The sequence below is a fragment of the Nocardioides houyundeii genome (assembly GCF_002865585.1).
GTDB classification, from domain to species: Bacteria; Actinomycetota; Actinomycetes; order Propionibacteriales; family Nocardioidaceae; genus Nocardioides; species Nocardioides houyundeii.
This window is the reverse complement of the sequence record NZ_CP025581.1, coordinates 1,473,479-1,490,077: the sequence shown is the minus strand read 5'-3', so window position 1 is coordinate 1,490,077 and position 16,599 is coordinate 1,473,479. Positions and strand designations below refer to the sequence as shown.

The 16,599-nt window shown below is 70.3% G+C and carries 16 protein-coding genes; 8 read left to right on the top strand and 8 right to left on the bottom strand.

All coding sequences use genetic code 11. The features are described from left to right. Positions 1-213: 213 nt before the first annotated feature. Genes C0R66_RS19370 through C0R66_RS07215 form a run of 8 tightly spaced genes read right to left on the bottom strand, consistent with a single transcriptional unit; the run spans position 214 to position 5,759 of the window. On the bottom strand, positions 214-834 hold the full coding sequence (locus C0R66_RS19370; protein WP_241901612.1) for a hypothetical protein: 621 nt from the start codon (positions 832-834) through the stop codon (positions 214-216). Then, positions 801-989 (bottom strand): hypothetical protein, encoded by a 189-nt coding sequence (locus C0R66_RS07245; RefSeq protein WP_158647936.1) that lies wholly within the window; start codon positions 987-989, stop codon positions 801-803. The genes C0R66_RS19370 and C0R66_RS07245 overlap by 34 nt, the downstream gene beginning before the upstream one ends. Then, positions 989-1,753, bottom strand: coding sequence for a hypothetical protein (locus tag C0R66_RS07240; protein WP_158647935.1), 765 nt, complete (start codon positions 1,751-1,753; stop codon positions 989-991). The genes C0R66_RS07245 and C0R66_RS07240 overlap by 1 nt, the downstream gene beginning before the upstream one ends. A gap of 50 nt (positions 1,754-1,803) precedes the next feature. Beyond that, complete coding sequence (locus C0R66_RS07235; protein ID WP_101524137.1) at positions 1,804-2,772, bottom strand: ROK family protein; 969 nt, start codon at positions 2,770-2,772, stop codon at positions 1,804-1,806. After that, complete coding sequence (locus C0R66_RS07230; RefSeq protein WP_101524136.1) at positions 2,769-3,710, bottom strand: ROK family glucokinase; 942 nt, start codon at positions 3,708-3,710, stop codon at positions 2,769-2,771. The genes C0R66_RS07235 and C0R66_RS07230 overlap by 4 nt, the downstream gene beginning before the upstream one ends. Further along, entirely contained in the window at positions 3,707-4,156 is a 450-nt protein-coding gene (locus C0R66_RS07225) for a hypothetical protein (protein ID WP_101524135.1), read from the bottom strand. The genes C0R66_RS07230 and C0R66_RS07225 overlap by 4 nt, the downstream gene beginning before the upstream one ends. Continuing rightward, positions 4,153-5,319: an ArsA family ATPase gene (locus tag C0R66_RS07220; protein ID WP_101524134.1), complete on the bottom strand. Its 1,167-nt coding sequence runs from the start codon at positions 5,317-5,319 to the stop codon at positions 4,153-4,155. Before C0R66_RS07220 ends, C0R66_RS07225 begins: the two co-directional genes overlap by 4 nt. Positions 5,320-5,321: 2 nt before the next feature. Beyond that, positions 5,322-5,759 carry an SRPBCC family protein gene (locus tag C0R66_RS07215; protein WP_101524133.1) on the bottom strand — a complete coding sequence of 146 codons (438 nt, stop codon included), beginning with the start codon at positions 5,757-5,759 and terminating at the stop codon, positions 5,322-5,324. A gap of 134 nt (positions 5,760-5,893) precedes the next feature. Here C0R66_RS07215 and C0R66_RS07210 point away from each other — a divergent pair, with 134 nt between their 5' ends. From C0R66_RS07210 to C0R66_RS07175, 8 genes are all read left to right on the top strand, one after another. Continuing rightward, complete coding sequence (locus C0R66_RS07210; RefSeq protein WP_101524132.1) at positions 5,894-7,684, top strand: AMP-dependent synthetase/ligase; 1,791 nt, start codon at positions 5,894-5,896, stop codon at positions 7,682-7,684. A 158-nt stretch (positions 7,685-7,842) separates the two neighbouring features. After that, positions 7,843-8,571 (top strand): Flp pilus assembly protein CpaB, encoded by a 729-nt coding sequence (gene cpaB / locus C0R66_RS07205; protein ID WP_101524131.1) that lies wholly within the window; start codon positions 7,843-7,845, stop codon positions 8,569-8,571. A 6-nt stretch (positions 8,572-8,577) separates the two neighbouring features. After that, a complete protein-coding gene (locus tag C0R66_RS07200) occupies positions 8,578-9,834 on the top strand; it encodes a CpaE/TadZ family protein (protein WP_101524130.1) in 1,257 nt (418 codons plus the stop codon). A gap of 4 nt (positions 9,835-9,838) precedes the next feature. Continuing rightward, on the top strand, positions 9,839-11,368 hold the full coding sequence (locus tag C0R66_RS07195) for a TadA family conjugal transfer-associated ATPase (RefSeq protein ID WP_101524129.1): 1,530 nt from the start codon (positions 9,839-9,841) through the stop codon (positions 11,366-11,368). Next, a complete protein-coding gene (locus C0R66_RS07190) occupies positions 11,368-13,269 on the top strand; it encodes a type II secretion system F family protein (protein WP_101524128.1) in 1,902 nt (633 codons plus the stop codon). Before C0R66_RS07195 ends, C0R66_RS07190 begins: the two co-directional genes overlap by 1 nt. Further along, on the top strand, positions 13,269-14,195 hold the full coding sequence (locus C0R66_RS07185; protein WP_101524127.1) for a type II secretion system F family protein: 927 nt from the start codon (positions 13,269-13,271) through the stop codon (positions 14,193-14,195). Before C0R66_RS07190 ends, C0R66_RS07185 begins: the two co-directional genes overlap by 1 nt. Beyond that, positions 14,195-15,796 carry a sensor histidine kinase gene (locus tag C0R66_RS07180; protein ID WP_101524126.1) on the top strand — a complete coding sequence of 534 codons (1,602 nt, stop codon included), beginning with the start codon at positions 14,195-14,197 and terminating at the stop codon, positions 15,794-15,796. The genes C0R66_RS07185 and C0R66_RS07180 overlap by 1 nt, the downstream gene beginning before the upstream one ends. Then, positions 15,793-16,467 carry a response regulator transcription factor gene (locus C0R66_RS07175; RefSeq protein WP_101524125.1) on the top strand — a complete coding sequence of 225 codons (675 nt, stop codon included), beginning with the start codon at positions 15,793-15,795 and terminating at the stop codon, positions 16,465-16,467. Before C0R66_RS07180 ends, C0R66_RS07175 begins: the two co-directional genes overlap by 4 nt. The last annotated feature ends 132 nt before the right edge of the window (positions 16,468-16,599 follow it).

Sequence of the window (16,599 nt, the reverse complement as noted above, 5' to 3'; positions counted from 1 at the left end):
ATCAGCACGGCATGCACGGCGAGCAGGGCGACGAAGCCCACCCGGGACGACCGAGCGCCGCCCAGCATCGCTACGGCGCCGGTGCCCAGGTACAGCACCACGATCGCCATAGTTCCGGCTGTCCGCCCCCCGTGGTCGAGCCCGTACCTGACCGCGGTGTCCGCCAGACAGGTCCCGGTCACCACCAGCGCCGGCCACCACGGGTCAAGTTGGTCAACCGGGGTGGGCCTGGCCAGCATGAGGAGCGCTGCGAGGACCCCCAGCACCAGGATCGAGGGCACCACCAGGGTGGGAACCTGCTGGGTCTGGTAGTACATCGCGAGCGCCGCGGTCGTGAGGACGGCCACGCGCGCCCCGCGGTGCTCCACCACTCGGGACCTCCTGTCCGTCCTGCTCCGGCCAGGGCTCCCCCGGCACGCGCGCCGATTCTCCCGGAGCCGTTGCCGAGGCGGTGGGGCTGTCTCGCTGCCACGTGGTGGCGGCCAGCAGCAACGCGGCGCCGATGAAGCCAAAGTAGTTCGTGAACGCCTGCTTGGACAGCAGCACCGTGACCAGCAGGCTCAGCCCCACCCCAAGCGCGAAGGCCGTCGGCCCAGGTCTGGTGCGCCAGGCCACCAGGGTGGAGACCGCAAGGCCCAGCACCAGCGACGGCCCGGAGAGGAACCAGTCCGGCAGGGGGCCGACGACGTCCACCAGGCCCGGGAGCAGCGACATCGCGTCCTCGCGGAACGGCTGGACGAACTGGAACTCCACCGCCGAGCGCCAGAAGCCTCTGGGGTCCCAGAGCAGGAACGGCCCGATCAGCCCGGCGGCCAGGAGCACGGCGACCACCACGGCGCGGCGACCCCCGCCCGCCACACGCTGAGGAAGCTCGGCAGGACCACCACCAGGTTCTGCTTGGAGGCGAGCAGCAGCCCGAGCGCGATACCAGCTCGGGTCCGCTGGTCCCGGCACATCGCCCAGACCGAGAGCGCCAGCAGCAGGGTCATCACCAGCTCCACCCAGAAGTTGTTGACAAGCGGCCGGGAGACCGGGGCGGCCACCACGAGCACCGCGAGCGCCCGGCCCGTCCGGTCCGTGGCCAGGTGCCGGATGATCGCGGCTGTCCCGAGCAGCGAGGCCAGGTGCATGAGCCGCACCTCGCCCACGACGTGAGCCAGGGAGTCCAGCAGCAGGGGGAGGGCAGGTACGGGTAGCCGATCAACACGCGACCCTGGTCCACGATGCCGGGGCCGTAGAACTTGGCTGTGTCCGCGGCGTCGAAGACGTTGGGAATGGTGATGCCGTAGGGGCTGGAACCCGACCAGAGGGCGTCGATGCCGCCTTCGAGGAACGGCTGGACGTCGATCCGCGGGTCGTAGCTGTGGAAGTCCACGAGCGCAACGACGACGTGGACCAGAAGAAGTGCCAGGAAGGCTCTGCCGGACCACCGAGGGGAGCCCCAGACCGCCACCACCCCGACGCCGGCGTAGCCGCAGACCAGGGCGACCTGGCCCAGCAGACTGCCGCCGTAGTCGATCGCGATGAGTGCCCCGGTGATCAGCAGGGCGAGGGCCGCCATCGTCCCCGCCACGTGGAACGGGTCGATCCGCGTGGACCGGTTCGGCCCTCCGACGACCAGGAACAGCGCCCACCCGGTCGCGACCAGCAGGAGCAGCGGCACCAGGAACACCGGCTCCGACTGGGTTACCAGGAACAGGCACGTGCCACCGATGCCCAGCACCCAGACACGTCCGAGGGAATGAGCTTGCACCCCGGGAGTCTGTCAGCGTTCCCGCCACGCCCGCAGGCGATCAGCCACACTCAGCACGCGGGCGTGCCTTCCACCTGACGCCTGGCCTGGACTGTCGCGCCCACCAGACCTGCCTCCGCGCCGAGGGAGGCGACGACGATCGGCGGGAGGGCCCGGTGCCCGGCTCCCACCAGCGAAGACGCCAGGGCATCTCGCGCACGACCCAGGAAGTGCGCCCCCGCCGCCGCGAGTCCACCACCCACGACCACCCGAGCCGGATCGAACGCGGCCGTCAGGTTCGCCAGTCCCGCACCGAGCCACTCACCCACGGTCGTGAAGGCAGCGATCGCGGAACGGTCGCCGGCGCCGGCGGCCACCCCGACCATCGGACCCGTCAGGCGGGCCGGGTCTCCGGCGCACAGCTCGGTGAGCAGCGTGGGGCCCTCGGTGAGCGAGGCACGCGCGGCCCGCAGCAGCGCGTTCCCGGAGCAGTACTGCTCCCAGCAGCCACGCCCTCCGCACTCGCACGGCAGGCCTCCCGGCACCACCCGCATGTGTCCGAACTCGCCGGCCATGCCACCGGCCCCGCGCACCAGGGTGTCCCCCACGAGCAGAGCGCCGCCGATGCCGGTGCCGAGCGTGACCATCAGGACCGACGAGGCACCGCGCGCCGCCCCGTGCTCCCGCTCCCCCACCGCAGCACAGTTGGCGTCGTTGTCCAGGAACACCGGAGTCGACCAACGCTCGGACAGCCGGGTCCGGACCTGCTCGTCGCGCCAAGGCAGGTGTGGCGCGAACATCACCCGGTCGCCGGAGGAGTCGACGAATCCGGCCGCCGCCAGCCCCACGGCCGCCAGGGGCGCACCGTGCGCCGCCTCCAGGACGGCCTCGGTGAGTGCGTCCTCGAGATGACGGACCTCGGCCAGCCGGCCCGGTGTCGGGCGTCCTGCCGAGCGCAGCACGGCGCCGTCCTCGGAGACCACTCCGGCCAGGATCTTGGTTCCGCCCACGTCGACCCCGATCCACACGGGAGCGCTCACGACGCCTCCCGAGCGAGGTCTGCAGCGCCCACGACCCCGGCCCAGGTCCCCAGGTGTGCCAGGCGCACCTCGCTGAGCGGCCGGGCGTCCCGGCCGGGGTGGTGGGCGACGAACGCCGCCCGCAGCGGGGCGAGCAGCAGCTCTCCGGCTGCGCTCACCCCTCCGCCGACCAGCACCACCTCGGGATCCAGGATCGCGGCGAGGGACGCAAGCCCCTCCCCCAGCCGCTGGCCCAGCGACGTCAGCCGCGCGATCGAGAAGGGATCGCCCTGTGCTGCCAGCCGGGACACCAGCTCTGCGGTGATCAGGTCCGGCGACCCGGCCAGGGCCAGCAGCGGTCCTGAGGAGGGATCCGTCTGCGCGGCCTCGCGAGCTCCACGCGCCAGCGCCGTGCCGGACCCGTAGGCCTCCAGACAACCACGGGCACCGCACCCACAGGCCCTACCGTCCGGCACCAGCCTGAGGTGACCGATCTCAGCGGCGACCCCGTGGGCTCCCCGTTGCAGACGCCCCGAGGCGATGATGCCGCCCCCGACTCCCGTGCCGACGGTCACCAGCAGCACGTCCTGGACCCCGGCTCCGGCGCCGAACCGGAACTCACCCCACACCGCGCAGTTGCCGTCGTTCTCGACCACGACCGGCAGACCGAGCCTGTCCTCCAGCACCCGACGCAACGGCAGGTCGCGCCAGGGCAGGTTGGGCGCGGACAGCACCTTGGACCGCGTCACGTCGACGAAGGCCGCCACACCGAGCCCGACCGCCGGCGGCTCGTGCTCGCCCGAGACGTCCCGCACCACGGCGACGAGGACGTCCAGCAGTGCGTGGACGTCATGAGCCGGGGTGGGCACCTGCCGGCGCTCGAGCACCGTGCCGCAGGGGTCCACCACCGCGGCGGCGATCTTCGAGGCGCCCACGTCGACCCCCACCGTCAGGATCACTCCCGGTCCCAGCCCTCGTTGTCGTCGAGTGCGATGTGCTCGACGGCTTCCGACTCCGTCCGGCCCTGGGCAGGCGCGAGGGCCGCAGACACTGCCCGCCCCAGCGACACCGCCGCCGCGCCCAGGTGCCCCCGGACCTCGGGTGGCAGTCCACGCACGGAGTGCATGACGCGGCACACCGGGCACGCCGTGCACTCGGAGTGGCCGCGTGGCTCCCCGGGCTGCTCGCCCGGATCCGCGTCGGGGCCCGCGTCGGCGCTGGCTTCGGTACTGGCTTCGGCGCTCTGGAAGGAGGTCGCCATCTGGCCGATCAGGTCCTCGACGTGCTGACCGAGGCCCGGCCCCCGCTCCCCGGCCCAGTCCGACAGCGCGCCCAGCAGCTTGGCGGCCTCCTCGCCCACCGACCCGACCGGGGGTCCCACCACGTCGTCCTCGTACGCCGTCATGACGCCTCCTCCACGAATCTCACCTGCAGCTGCTCGTTCTCCACCCGTGCCCCGGCCACCCGCAGCCGGGCCAGCGCCGCGGGCAGGGTGATCACGCGACGGTACGACCCGACGGTCACCACCAGGTCGTCAGCATGGCGCACCAGCTCCACCTCGGCCCGAGTGGTGAGCGGCAGGAGCAGCGACAGGACGCGTCCCCGACCGGACTCGGTCACCGTGAAGGGCTGCCGGACGGGAAGGGCCAAGGGGTCGCTGCCGGCGTACACCTGGCCGGCCAGCGCGGCCAGCGCCTCGACCCCGATGGGCTCCTCGGTCCGGTAGACCGACCGCCACAGCGGGAGGCCGGAGAACGACTCGGAGACCTCCGCCAGCACAGCCCCCTGTGCCTGAACCCATCCGGAGCGCCACGGGTCCGAGCCGTCGCTGGGGAAGACCCTGTTGGCCACCACCCCGTCCACGGTGTAGCCGTAGAGCGACAGGGTGGTCCAGGAACGCCGCGCCTCGGCGAGCACCACCCGCTCCGGGGTGAGGACCAGGCGCACGCTCGCGCCCGGCCCGGACAACAAGGCCCGCACCTCGCCGAGCTCGGAGTGCAACCGCTCGAGCGCGTCGAAGACCGAGTCCTGGGGCATCGGCACCCCCGCAGCGCGTGAGAGCACCGGCCGCAGGGTCTTGACCACCCGTCGTTCCACCGGCAGGACACGCCGCATGTACCAGCTCAGCGCCTCCGGGAGGGCGAGCAGCCGCAGCGTCTCCGCGGTGGGCGCACAGTCGACCACGATCAGGTCCCAGTCCCCCGAGCGCGCCTGACGGCGCAGCTCGAGCAGCGCCAGGACCTCCTCAGCCCCCGGCAGGACCGTCAGCTCCTCGGCCGCCACCGGGTCCACGCCCACGGCGTCGAGCAGGGTCAGCAGATAGCGCTGCAGCTCGCCCCAGGACTCCTGGAAGCGCTGTTGCGCGTCAACCTGCTGCACGAAGAGTCCGGGCGCCACCTGGCACGGGGAGGCGCCGACCTCGACGCCGTAGGCATCCCCCAGGGAGTGGGCCGCATCGGTGGACAGCACGAGCGTGCGTCGGCCGTCCCGGGCGGCCAGCGCGGCCGTGCCCGCCGCCATCGTCGACTTCCCCACCCCGCCCTTGCCGGTGAAGAGCAGTACCCGCAAAGTCAGAGCGACTCGACGCGCTTCTTGAGGCCCTTCAGCGCAGTGTCGATGAGGATCTTCTCGCCCTTGCGCTTCAGCATGCCGATCAGCGGGATCGAGACGTCGAGCGCCAGCCGGTAGGTGACCTCGGTGGAGCCGTCGCCGAGGTCCTCGAGGATGTAGGCGCCGTCCAGGGCCTTGAGCATCTTGCCCTCGACCAGGGTCCAGGTGACCGCGCGGTCACCGTCCCAGTCGTAGGTCAGCGTGTACTCGTCCTTGATCGGCGAGACGTCGAGGGCGAAGAAGACCGACTTCGCCCGCTTGCCGGACCCGGAGTCCACGACCTCCACGGTCTGCACGCCCTTGGCCCAGGCGGGGTATGCCTCGAAGTCCGCGATCACGTCCATCACGGCTGCCGGCGGCGCATCGATGATGATCGAGGACGTGGTCTGTTCGGCCATCCCTGCCTCCACTGGGTCGCCGACGAGCCGGTGGGCCGTCGTAGTCAGGTCAGGTCAGGGACCCTACCGGATCTCGTCGGTCCGCAACGCAGCGGTAACGTGCGTCTGACACCTGCAAATGAGGAGGCCCCCACGTGCGCGAGTTCGCCACGCCCCTGACGACCGAGATTCCCGGCACCGGCAATCTCACCGACGACGTCGTCAACAACGCCCGTGAGGCAGCTGACGCCGTGGTCTTCAGCCGCAACACCGGAGACGCGTGGCTCGACGTCACGGCTGCGGAGTTCCTCGCCCAGGTCCAAGACGTCGCCAAGGGACTGATCGCCGCAGGGATCGAGGTCGGGGACCGGGTGGCCCTGATCTCCAAGACCCGTTACGAGTGGACCCTGCTGGACTACGCGATCTGGTTCGCCGGCGCCGTCACGGTGCCCATCTACGAGACCTCCTCCTCGCTCCAGATCCGGCACATCCTCTCCGACTCCGGCACCCGGGCCGTCGTGGCCGAGACTCCCGAGCACGTGGCGCGCATTGTCTCGGTCCGTGCCGAGCTCGAGGAGCTGCACCACGTCTGGTCACTGGCCGACAACGCGCTGGACGTGCTCACCCAGCTGGGCCAGGACATCTCCGACGAGGCTCTAGAGGAGCGGCGCACCACCGCCACCCCCCTGGACCTGGCGACCCTGATCTACACCTCGGGGACCACTGGTGAGCCCAAGGGGTGCATGCTCACCCACGGCAACTTCATGTTCGAGCTGGGGGTCGCCGTCGACGAGCTCGACGAGCTGTTCAGCGACGGCGCCTCGACGCTGCTGTTCCTCCCCCTGGCCCACGTCTTCGCCCGCATCATCCAGATCGGCGTCGTCAAGAGGCGGGTGCGGCTGGGACACAGCGCCAACATCAAGAACCTGGTCGCCGACCTGGGCGAGTTCCAGCCCACGTTCATCCTGGCTGTTCCTCGGGTGTTCGAGAAGGTGTTCAACTCCGCCTCCCAGAACGCCGCGGCCGACGGCAAGGGCAGGATCTTCGACCGCGCCGCCGAGGTGGCCATCGCCTGGTCCCGGGCGATGGACAAGGGGCGCCCCTCCATCGCGCTGCGGGTCCAGCACGCGCTCTTCACCCGGCTGGTGTTCAAGAAGCTGGAGGCCGCGCTCGGTGGCCGCTGCTTCCATGCCGTGTCCGGCGGCGCCCCCCTGGGCGAGCGACTCGGCCACTTCTACCGGGGCATCGGCCTGACGGTTCTGGAGGGCTACGGCCTGACCGAGACCACCGCGGCATTGACGGTGAACCTCCCAGGCGCCCACAAAGTCGGATCGGTCGGCCGCCCGCTGGGCGGCACCACCGTCCGGGTCGCCGACGACGGGGAGCTGCTCTTCAAGGGCGGGCAGATCTTCGCCGGGTACTGGAACGACGAGGCTGCTACCGCCGTCGCGGTGGACCGGGACGGCTGGTTCCACACCGGCGACGTCGGTGAGATCGATGACGAGGGATTCGTGCGGATCACGGGTCGCAAGAAGGAGATCCTGGTGACGGCCGGCGGCAAGAACGTCGCTCCCGCCGCCCTCGAGGACCGGCTGCGCGCCCACCCCCTGATCGACCAGTGCATCGTGGTCGGGGACGGTCAGCCGTTCATCGGCGCCCTGATCACCCTCGACCCGGAGACCGTGCCCGCCTGGGCCACGGCGCAGGGATTGACGGGCGGAATCACCACCACCCTCATCGACAACCCGGCGCTGCGGGCCGAGATCGACGCCGCCGTCGAGGATGCCAACAAGGCTGTCTCGCGAGCCGAGTCCATCCGCAAGTACACGATCCTCTCCGCGGAATGGACCGAGGAGGGCGGCCAGCTGACGCCCAGCCTCAAGCTCAAGCGCAGCGTCGTCATGCGGGAGTTCCGCGAGGACGTGGAGGCGCTCTACCTTCCTTGACGAAAACGCGAACAAGACCCGGTACAGACCACTAGCGTTCGATCCGCAGTTCCTCCACATGCGCAACAGATGTTGGGCAATGTGTGAGGGAAGGAACAGCGCAGAGTGTCCGGCCGGAGTTGAGCCGGGGCCTGCCGGAAACCGGAGGGCTCAACCCCATGGATCGTCGCAAGCTCCTGCTCGTGGTGGCTGTCATCGTCGCGGCTCTCGGCACCGCACTCGTCTTCGTCTACGTCCAGGGCGCGGACAAGCGGGCCGCCGAGCAGTACGACACCGTCGAGGTGCTCACGGCCGTGAGCCCGATCACCGCCGGCGAGACCGTCGAGGACGCCGCAGCGGCGGGCAAGCTGCAACGTCAGAGCCTGCCCCGCACCGCAGTGCTCCCCACCGCGCTGAGTGACATCAACGCCCTCTCGGGGCTGGCCGCCAACAGCAACATCTACGTGGGCGAGCAGCTCGTCCAGGAGAAGTTCGGTGGGCTCGGCGAGTCCTCCGTGCTCCCCATCCCGGACGGTCAGACGGCCGTCTCGGTCCAGCTCACCGACACCGCGCGAGTGGCCGGCTTCGTGGCCGCCGGCTCCGACGTGGCGGTCTGGCTCACCGGCGCCAACGAGCAGGGCCAGTCCATCACCCGCCTGCTGCTGCCCAAGGTCAAGGTCCTGGCGGCGGGGTCGACGACGCTGGTCTCCACCACCTCCACCGACGAGTCGGGCGCCGAGACCACCGAGCAGCTGCCCAAGACCCTGCTGACCCTGGCCGTCGACCAGCCCCAGGCCGAGCGCCTGATGTTCGCCGCCGCGAACGGTGAGCTGTCCTTCGGCCTGCTGACCGAGAACAGCAAGATCCAGCCAGGTCCCGGCGTCTCCCTCCAGACCCTCTTCCAGTAGGCCGACATGCCAATCCTCCTCGACGCGGACCCGGCGAAGGCCGCACCGCTCGTCGCCGTCCTTCCCGCCGGCACCCAGGTGGTCGACAGCGCCGATCGCCTCTTCACCTGGCTCACCCACCGCAGCGACGAGTACGCCGTCGTGCTGGGGCCGAGCCTCTCGGTCCCCGAGGCGATGACCATCGCCGACCGGATGCGGACGGTGCTGCCGACCGCCAGCGTCATCCTGGTGCGCGACTCGGTCGACACCGACGTGCTCACCAGAGCCATGCACGCCGGAGTCCGCGAGGTGGTGAGCGCCGGTGACCTGCCCCAGGTCACCGCCTCCCTGCAGCGGGCCCACGCCCTGTGGGCGGCCCTGCGCGGCACGGCGTCCGCGCCGGCCAAGCTGGGTCGGGTCATCACGATCTTCTCCCCCAAGGGCGGGGTCGGCAAGACGACGATGTCGGTCAACCTCGGCATCGCGCTGATGCGCGGCGGCGAGAACCGGGTGTGCGTGGTGGACCTGGACCTTGCCTTCGGCGACATCGCCATCACCCTGCAGCTCTTCCCGACGCACTCGATCGAGCACGCCATCGGCGGCGAGAGCTCGATGGACTACGCCTTCGTCGAGGAGCTCATGACCCCGCACGAGAGCGGGCTCATGGTGCTGGCGGCCCCGAGCCAGCCCGACGCCCGCGAACGGGTCAGCGGCGCGCTGGTGACCCGCCTGCTGCACACCCTGCAGTCGCACTTCGACTACGTCGTCCTCGACACCGCTCCCGCCTTCGACGAGCAGACCCTGACGGCGCTGGACGAGACCGACGACTGCATCATCGTGGCCACCCTCGACGTCCCCACCCTCAAGAACGTCAAGGTGGCGCTGGAGACGCTCGACGTGCTCGGGGTGGCCGAGGGCCACCGGCACCTGCTGCTCAACCGGGCGGACGAGCAGGTCGGCATCGGCGCGGACAAGGTGGAGGGGATCCTGGGCATGGGGGTCACCGTGCAGGTGGCGACCTCGCTGGACATCGCGAAGGCGACGAACGCCGGCCGTCCGCTGATGCTCTCCTCCCCGTCCCACCCTTCCTCCAAGGCGCTGAAGAGCCTGGCGGACAAGCTCATGGGCTACGAGACGGCACCGCCTGCTGCGGTGCCGCCGCAGAAGGGGCGCACCCCCAGGCTGCCGCGCCCCGAGCCGGTGCCTGCCCCCCAGCCCGCGACCCCGGCCACCACCGACAAGCGCGACGAAGGCCCCAAGCGCTTCCGCATCAGCAGGAGATGACGACATGAGCAATCTCTCCGAACGCCTCGCCGCACGGCGCAGGGCCGAGGCCGAGGCCGCCCTGGACGCTGGTGCACCGGGCGGGTTCGTCGACAACCTCCAGCTTCCCGTGGAGACGGTCACGACCGAGAGCCCCGTGGAGCACGTGGCCGCGCCTCCGCGGCCCACCGTGAGCACCTCGGACTCCCCGCTCAACGACCGCCGCGCCACCCCGACGCCGGTGACGCACGTCAGCGGCCGCAAGGTCGCTCCCGTGGGTACCGAACGGATCGACGAGCTCAAGGCGTCGGTGCACGCCGAGCTGCTGCGCCAGCTCGGCCCCCAGCTCTACGACGCCAACATGGAGCAGACCGACCTGGACCAGAAGGTCAGGGCGGCGCTGGCCGACGTGCTGCAGAAGCAGGATCGTCCGATCAGCCACGCCGACCGGACCCAGATCACCAGTGAGATCAGCGACGACATCCTGGGATACGGGCCCATCGAGCCCTACCTGCGCGACCCGGACGTCTCGGAGATCATGGTGAACGGCGCGCACAACATCTGGCTGGAGTACAAGGGGAAGCTGGTGCCCGCGGACGCGGTCTTCCAGGACGAGTCCCACCTGCGCCGCACCATCGACAAGATCGTCTCCCGGATCGGGCGCCGCGTCGACGAGTCCAGCCCCATGGTGGACGCACGCCTGCCCGACGGGAGCCGCGTCAACGCGGTGGTACCGCCGCTGTCGATCGACGGGTCGGCGCTGACCATCCGCAAGTTCGCCACCGACCCGCTCACCGCCGACGACCTGGTGCGCTTCGGCTCCATCAGCGCGCGCACCAAGGACTTCCTGGACGCCTGTGTCCGGGGACGCCTCAACATCATCGTCTCCGGGAGCACCGGCGCCGGCAAGACCACCACCCTGAACGTGCTGTCGTCGTTCATCCCCGAGGACGAGCGCATCGTCACCATCGAGGACGCCGCCGAGCTCCAGCTCAAGCAGGAGCATGTGGTGCGCCTGGAGTCCCGCCCCTCCAACATCGAGGGCAAGGGCGCGGTCACCATCCGCGACCTGGTCAAGAACAGCCTGCGCATGCGACCAGACCGCATCATCGTCGGTGAGGTCCGAGACGCCTCGGCCCTCGACATGCTGCAGGCCATGAACACCGGCCACGACGGATCCATCTGCACCCTGCACTCCAACGGCCCCCGGGACACGCTCTCTCGTATGGAGACCATGGTGCTGATGGCCGGCATGGACCTGCCGGTGCGGGCCATCCGGGAGCAGGTCGCATCCGCGGTGGACCTGATCGTCCACCAGTCCCGGTTCCGGGACGGTTCACGACACATCACCCACGTGACCGAGGTGGAGCGGATGGAGGGCGACGTGATCACCCTCCAGGACGTCTTCCTCTACGACCACTCCGCCGGCTTCGACGCGGACGGCAAGGCGCTGGGTGGCCTGCGCTCCACCGGGCTGCGTCCCAAGTTCCTCGAGAAGATGGCGTACAACAACGTCCAGGTGGATCCGCTCCTCTTCGCGACTGAGAGGTTCTGATGCGTCTCCCCCGCCTCTTGGCGGCCGCGGGTCTGGTGGCCTTGATCGGTCTGCCGCTCCCCGCCCAGGCCGCGGACGACACCACCATCGCCCACGTGGAGCCCAGCGCTGACGGGGTGCGGGTCCTGGTGAGCGTCCCGCCCGGCGCCGACGTCGACCTGTCCAGCGTCGTCGTCGAGATCGACGGCTTCCCGACCACGTCGACGGCGGAGCCGGCCGGGGGCCAGAAGATCGAGCGCACCACAATCCTGGCCATCGACACCAGCAAGTCGATGGCCGGCCCCCGATTCGAGGCCGCCAAGGCCGCGGCCAGCGCCTACCTGGCGACGGTCCCCGCGGACGTGAAGGTCGGCATCGTGACCTTCGACGGCCAGGTCGAGGAGGCGCTCCTGCCGACCACGGACCGGGCCGCTGCCACCGCGGTGCTGCCCGGGCTGGAGCTCAGCGGCGGGACCCGCCTCTACAACGGCGTGCTCGCCGCCACCGAGATGGCCGGCGACGAGGGCCAGCGAAGCATCCTGGTGCTCTCGGACGGAGCCGACACCAGCAAGACCAAGCTGACCACCGTCATCCGCGCCATCGAGACGTCCCGGGCGCTGGTCGACGTGGTGTCGCTGGACCAGGACGGTGCCCTGTCCGAGCTCACCAGCCTCAGCGAGGCCGGGAACGGCACGGTGATCAGCGCCGAGCCGGAGGCCCTCACCGCCGCCTTCTCGGCGGAGGCTCAGGTCCTCGCCCGGCAGATCCTCGTCAGCGCCACCCTCCCGACGCAGGTCGAGACCCGCGAGTCCAACGTCGTGGTCACCATGCGATCGGGCGCCCAGACGCTCACGGCCGAGGCGTTCGTGCCGATCCGCGACCAGGGCTACCGGGCGCCGTCCTCGGTCCGGCTGCCCTCGCAGGACCAGGGCCTGATGGTTCCTGAGTGGGGCAAGTGGGCAGCCCTCGCCCTCGTCGGCGTCGGTCTCCTGGGCTTCCTCGCCGCCCTGCTCTCCGGCTTCACCAAGCGGGAGCTCACGGCCGAGGAGCGGGTGAACCTGTACGCCGCCGGAGCCGGAGCGACCGGGACCGGGGCAGCGCCCGGCCGCGCCTCCGGCCAGACCCTCGCGCAGGCCAAGGGCGCTGCCGAGTCCGTCCTGAAGCGCAACAAGTCGCTCGAGGCCCGGATCGCCAAGCGGCTCGAGGCAGCAGGTAGCGACATGCGGGCATCGGAGTGGCTGCTCACCCACCTGGGCGTCGTCCTGGTCGCCGGTCTCGCCGGCCTGCTCATCGGCAAGGGGAACTTCGTCGTCGGCCTGATCTTCATCCTGCTCGGTGTGGTCCTGCCGTGGCTGTGGCTGGGTCGGAAGAGGAAGAAGCGCCTCAAGCAGTTCGAGACCCTGCTCCCCGACACCCTCCAGCTGATGTCCGGGTCCTTGTCCGCGGGGCTCTCACTGGCACAGTCCATCGACACCATCGTCCGCGAGGGCAGCGAGCCCATCGCCGGTGAGTTCAAGAGGGTGCTCGTGGAGACCCGCCTGGGCGTGACCATCGAGGACGCCATGGAGGGCATCACCGAGCGGTTCGACAGCAAGGACTTCGCCTGGATCGTGATGGCCATCCGCATCCAGCGCCAGGTCGGCGGCAACCTCGGTGAGCTGCTGGACACCGTGGCCGTCACCATCCGGGAGCGGGAGTACATGCGCCGGCAGGTCCGCGCCCTGGCGGCCGAGGGCAAGCTCTCCGGCTACGTGCTGGGCGGCCTGCCTCCCGGCTTCATGCTCTTCCTGGTGCTGACCAAGCCCGACTACGTCGGCGTGCTCTTCGACACCCCGCTGGGGTTGGCGATGCTCGGTGGCGGACTCGTGCTGCTGAGTGTCGGGGCGTTCTGGATGAGCCGACTCGTGAAGGTGGAAGTCTGATGACGATCTTTCTGCTGCTCGGCGTGCTGATGGTGGCTTCGGCCATCGCGCTGGCCGCCATGGCCACCAGGGACGCCTCCAAGGAGCAGAGCGGCCTCAGCCGCTCGATCGCTGCCCTCGAGGCCATGGGCGACATGCCGAAGGAGCTGACGGCCGAGTTCGACCGTCCGTTCTCCGAGCGGGTGCTGGCGCCCCTGCAGGCCCGCGCCCTGGCGATCGGCCGTCGTCTCAGCGGCTCCGACAGCACCGAGCGCATCTACCGCAAGCTCGAGCTGGCGGGCAACCCGCCCGGCTGGACCGTGGACCGGGTCGTGGCCATGAAGGTGATCGGAGCCGCCGCCGGTCTGGTGCTGTTCTTCCTGTTCTCCTTCATGCTCGGCTTCGCGCTCACCACCCGCATCGGCTTCATCGCCGTGGGCACCGTGGTGGGCTACTACGGCGCCAACATGTTCCTGTACCAGAAGGCCTACGACCGGCAGAACCTGCTGCAGCGGGAGCTCCCCGACGCCATCGACCTGCTCACCATCAGCGTGGAGTCCGGCCTGGCCTTCGACGCGGCGGTCCAGCAGGTGGCACGCAACACCACCGGTCCGCTCTCCGAGGAGTTCTCGCGGGTGCTGCGCGAGATGCAGATCGGCACTGGCCGTGCCGATGCCCTGCGCGGCCTGGCGGAACGGACCAACCTGGACGACCTGCGCAGCTTCGTGAGCGCACTGGTCCAGGCCGATGCCTTCGGTATCCCGATCGCCCAGGTGCTCCGGGTGCAGTCCGCGGAGATGCGCACGAAGCGCCGCCAGCGCGCGGAGGAGAAGGCGCAGCAGGTCCCGGTCAAGATGACGGTGCCGCTCATCTTCTGCATCCTGCCCACCCTGTTCATCGCCGTCATGGGGCCAGCCGCGATCACCATCATGGACAGCCTCGGCTGATGTCACTGCGTGCGGAGCGCCAGCACGCGGGCCTGATCAACGGCAGCCGCGCCTTCGTGCTGCTCGCTGTCGGGGTCTCGATCCTGTGGAGCCGCGAGGTGGACGCCCTGGGCGGGCTCTTCTCGTTGGCCACCACCTGGGTGGCTGCCTCGTGGTTGATGCGCACGGCGACGCCCGTCATGCTGGCGTGCCTGGCGGAGGCCTGTCTCATGGGCATGATCGCCGGGTTGTTCTACGACGTGGCGCCCGCGCTGCTCGCCGGCCTCGCGGTCCCCCCGTTCGTCCACGGCCTGGTCCGCAGCGTCCGGGGCGTCACGGAGTCGTTGGCGGCGCAGACCATCGCGATGGCGGCGGTGATGGCCCTGCGCAGCGATGCTCCCAGCGTGTCCCAGGTCGCCGACATCTTCACCTGGGTGGTGACCGGACTGGGTCTCGGACTGGTCGCGAGCTTCTTCGTCAGCACGCTCCCTCAGGACGACAGCTCGGCGGCCTACCGAGAGGCGCGGCTGCTGATCACCGAGCTGAACGACCTCTCGGCCAAGCTGCAGGGCGGCCTGGACCCGATGAGCATGGGCGGGACCATCCTGGAGGAGGTCAGCGAGGAGCTGCCGCTGGAGGTGGTCGTGCTCCACGTGCAGCGCGACAGCGTGCTGCTACCGCTGGTCACCCGCTCCTCCGCGGACGGGGTGGACAGCGACGACAACGACGAGATGGCAAACGCTGTCTGGCACGACGGCAAGCCCCGGGTGCTCGGCAACGACGTGGCCTTCCAGGTCACCAGCTCCGGGACCCCCATCGCGGTGGTCACCGGCCGGCTCGCGCCGCACGTCGACCCGGACCCCACGCAGGTGATCGCCCAGCTCGACGCACTCGCCACCCGCCTGGCCCCCAAGGCGCTCCGCCTGGACACGGCTCAGCTCTTCACCGCCTTCCGGGACGCGGCGATGTCGGACGAGCGTCGGCGTCTGGCGCGAGAGATGCACGACGGAGTCGCCCAGGACATCGCGTCGATGGGGTACGTGGTCGATGCCCTGATCGGCTCGGCCGCCTCCCCGGCGCAGGAGGCCGCGCTGCAACAGCTACGGGCGATGATCACCTCCGTCGTCGGCGAGGTACGACGCTCGGTGATGACGCTGCGCACCCAGGCCGGCTCCAGCGAGAGCCTGGGCGCCGCCATTGCCACGCTGGCGCGCCACCTCAGCGACGTCTCCGGCATCCCGATCAAGGTCACCGTCGACGAGCGGACCAGCAGGCTGCGTCACGAGGTGGAGGCAGAGCTGCTGCGGATCGCCCAGGAGGCGATGAACAACGCGGTGAAGCACTCCGCCGCACAGCTCATCGACGTGCACTGCCGGGTGCAGGCGCCGGCCGCGGAGATCGTGGTGAGCGACGACGGCCAAGGTCTCCAGACCGGCCGGCACGACTCCCACGGCCTCTCCATCATGAAGGAGCGCGCCGCCCTGATCGGCGGGATCCTGGAAGTGAGCTCCAGCCCTGTGCGCGGCACCCGCGTGTCGGTGCGGCTGGGGCAGCTGGCCGAAGCGGGACTGAGCATGCCCTTGACCCACCCGAGAACGGAAAAGGATGCGATCGACGCATGAACCACACTGAGACCGAGCTGCCCACCGGACCTACCACCGTGCTCCTCGTGGACGACCACGAGCTGATCCGGCACGGTCTCGCGACCGCTTTCTCCCTCGACCCGGGCACCACGGTGCTGGCCCAGGCCGGCTCGGTGGGCGAGGCGATGCGCGCCTTCTCCGAGACCCGGCCCCAGGTGGTGGTGACCGACCTCCAGCTGCCCGACGGCACCGGCCTGGACATCGTCCGGGCAGTGCGCAAGGCGGCCCCGCACACAGGCTTGGTGGTGCTGACCATGCACTCCGGCGACGAGCAGATCTTCGCCGCCATGGAGGCCGGCGCCTCCGCCTTCGTCGGCAAGGACGCCCCCTCCACAGAGGTGGTCAAGGCGGCCAAGCACGCGGCCATCTCCCCTCGCACGTTCCTGTGCGCCGGGCTCTCCGCGGCCATGATCCGGCGGATGAGTGGCGAGACCTCGCGACTCTCCGACCGTGAGCAGGAGGTCCTGGTGCTGCTGGCGGACGGGTTGGGCGCGGGACAGATCGCGGGCAAGCTGTACATGAGCGAGTCCACGGCGAAGTCCCACATCGCCCGGATCTACCAGAAGCTCGGCGCCACGAACCGGGCGCAGGCGCTGGTCACCGCGATGCGCAGCGGGCTGCTGTCCAGCATGAACCCCATGGGCCACTGAACCTCCCCCGGGACGCGCCGGAACTAGTCCCAATTGACTAGACGAGCGTGACTGTTCTTCCGATCACATCCGGTCCCGCATTGCCGGAGGATTGCCTCAACGGATCAGGCGAGTGCCTGCCGGACCCGAATC

Coding starts and splice junctions, on each gene's coding strand:
- C0R66_RS07245 (WP_158647936.1), bottom strand. CDS start 989: ATGACCCTGCTGCTGGCGCTCTCGGTCTGGGCGATGTGCCGGGACCAG.
- C0R66_RS07225 (WP_101524135.1), bottom strand. CDS start 4,156: ATGACGGCGTACGAGGACGACGTGGTGGGACCCCCGGTCGGGTCGGTG.
- C0R66_RS07215 (WP_101524133.1), bottom strand. CDS start 5,759: ATGGCCGAACAGACCACGTCCTCGATCATCATCGATGCGCCGCCGGCA.
- cpaB (WP_101524131.1), top strand. CDS start 7,843: ATGGATCGTCGCAAGCTCCTGCTCGTGGTGGCTGTCATCGTCGCGGCT.
- C0R66_RS07200 (WP_101524130.1), top strand. CDS start 8,578: ATGCCAATCCTCCTCGACGCGGACCCGGCGAAGGCCGCACCGCTCGTC.
- C0R66_RS07195 (WP_101524129.1), top strand. CDS start 9,839: ATGAGCAATCTCTCCGAACGCCTCGCCGCACGGCGCAGGGCCGAGGCC.
- C0R66_RS07190 (WP_101524128.1), top strand. CDS start 11,368: ATGCGTCTCCCCCGCCTCTTGGCGGCCGCGGGTCTGGTGGCCTTGATC.
- C0R66_RS07185 (WP_101524127.1), top strand. CDS start 13,269: ATGACGATCTTTCTGCTGCTCGGCGTGCTGATGGTGGCTTCGGCCATC.
- C0R66_RS07180 (WP_101524126.1), top strand. CDS start 14,195: ATGTCACTGCGTGCGGAGCGCCAGCACGCGGGCCTGATCAACGGCAGC.
- C0R66_RS07175 (WP_101524125.1), top strand. CDS start 15,793: ATGAACCACACTGAGACCGAGCTGCCCACCGGACCTACCACCGTGCTC.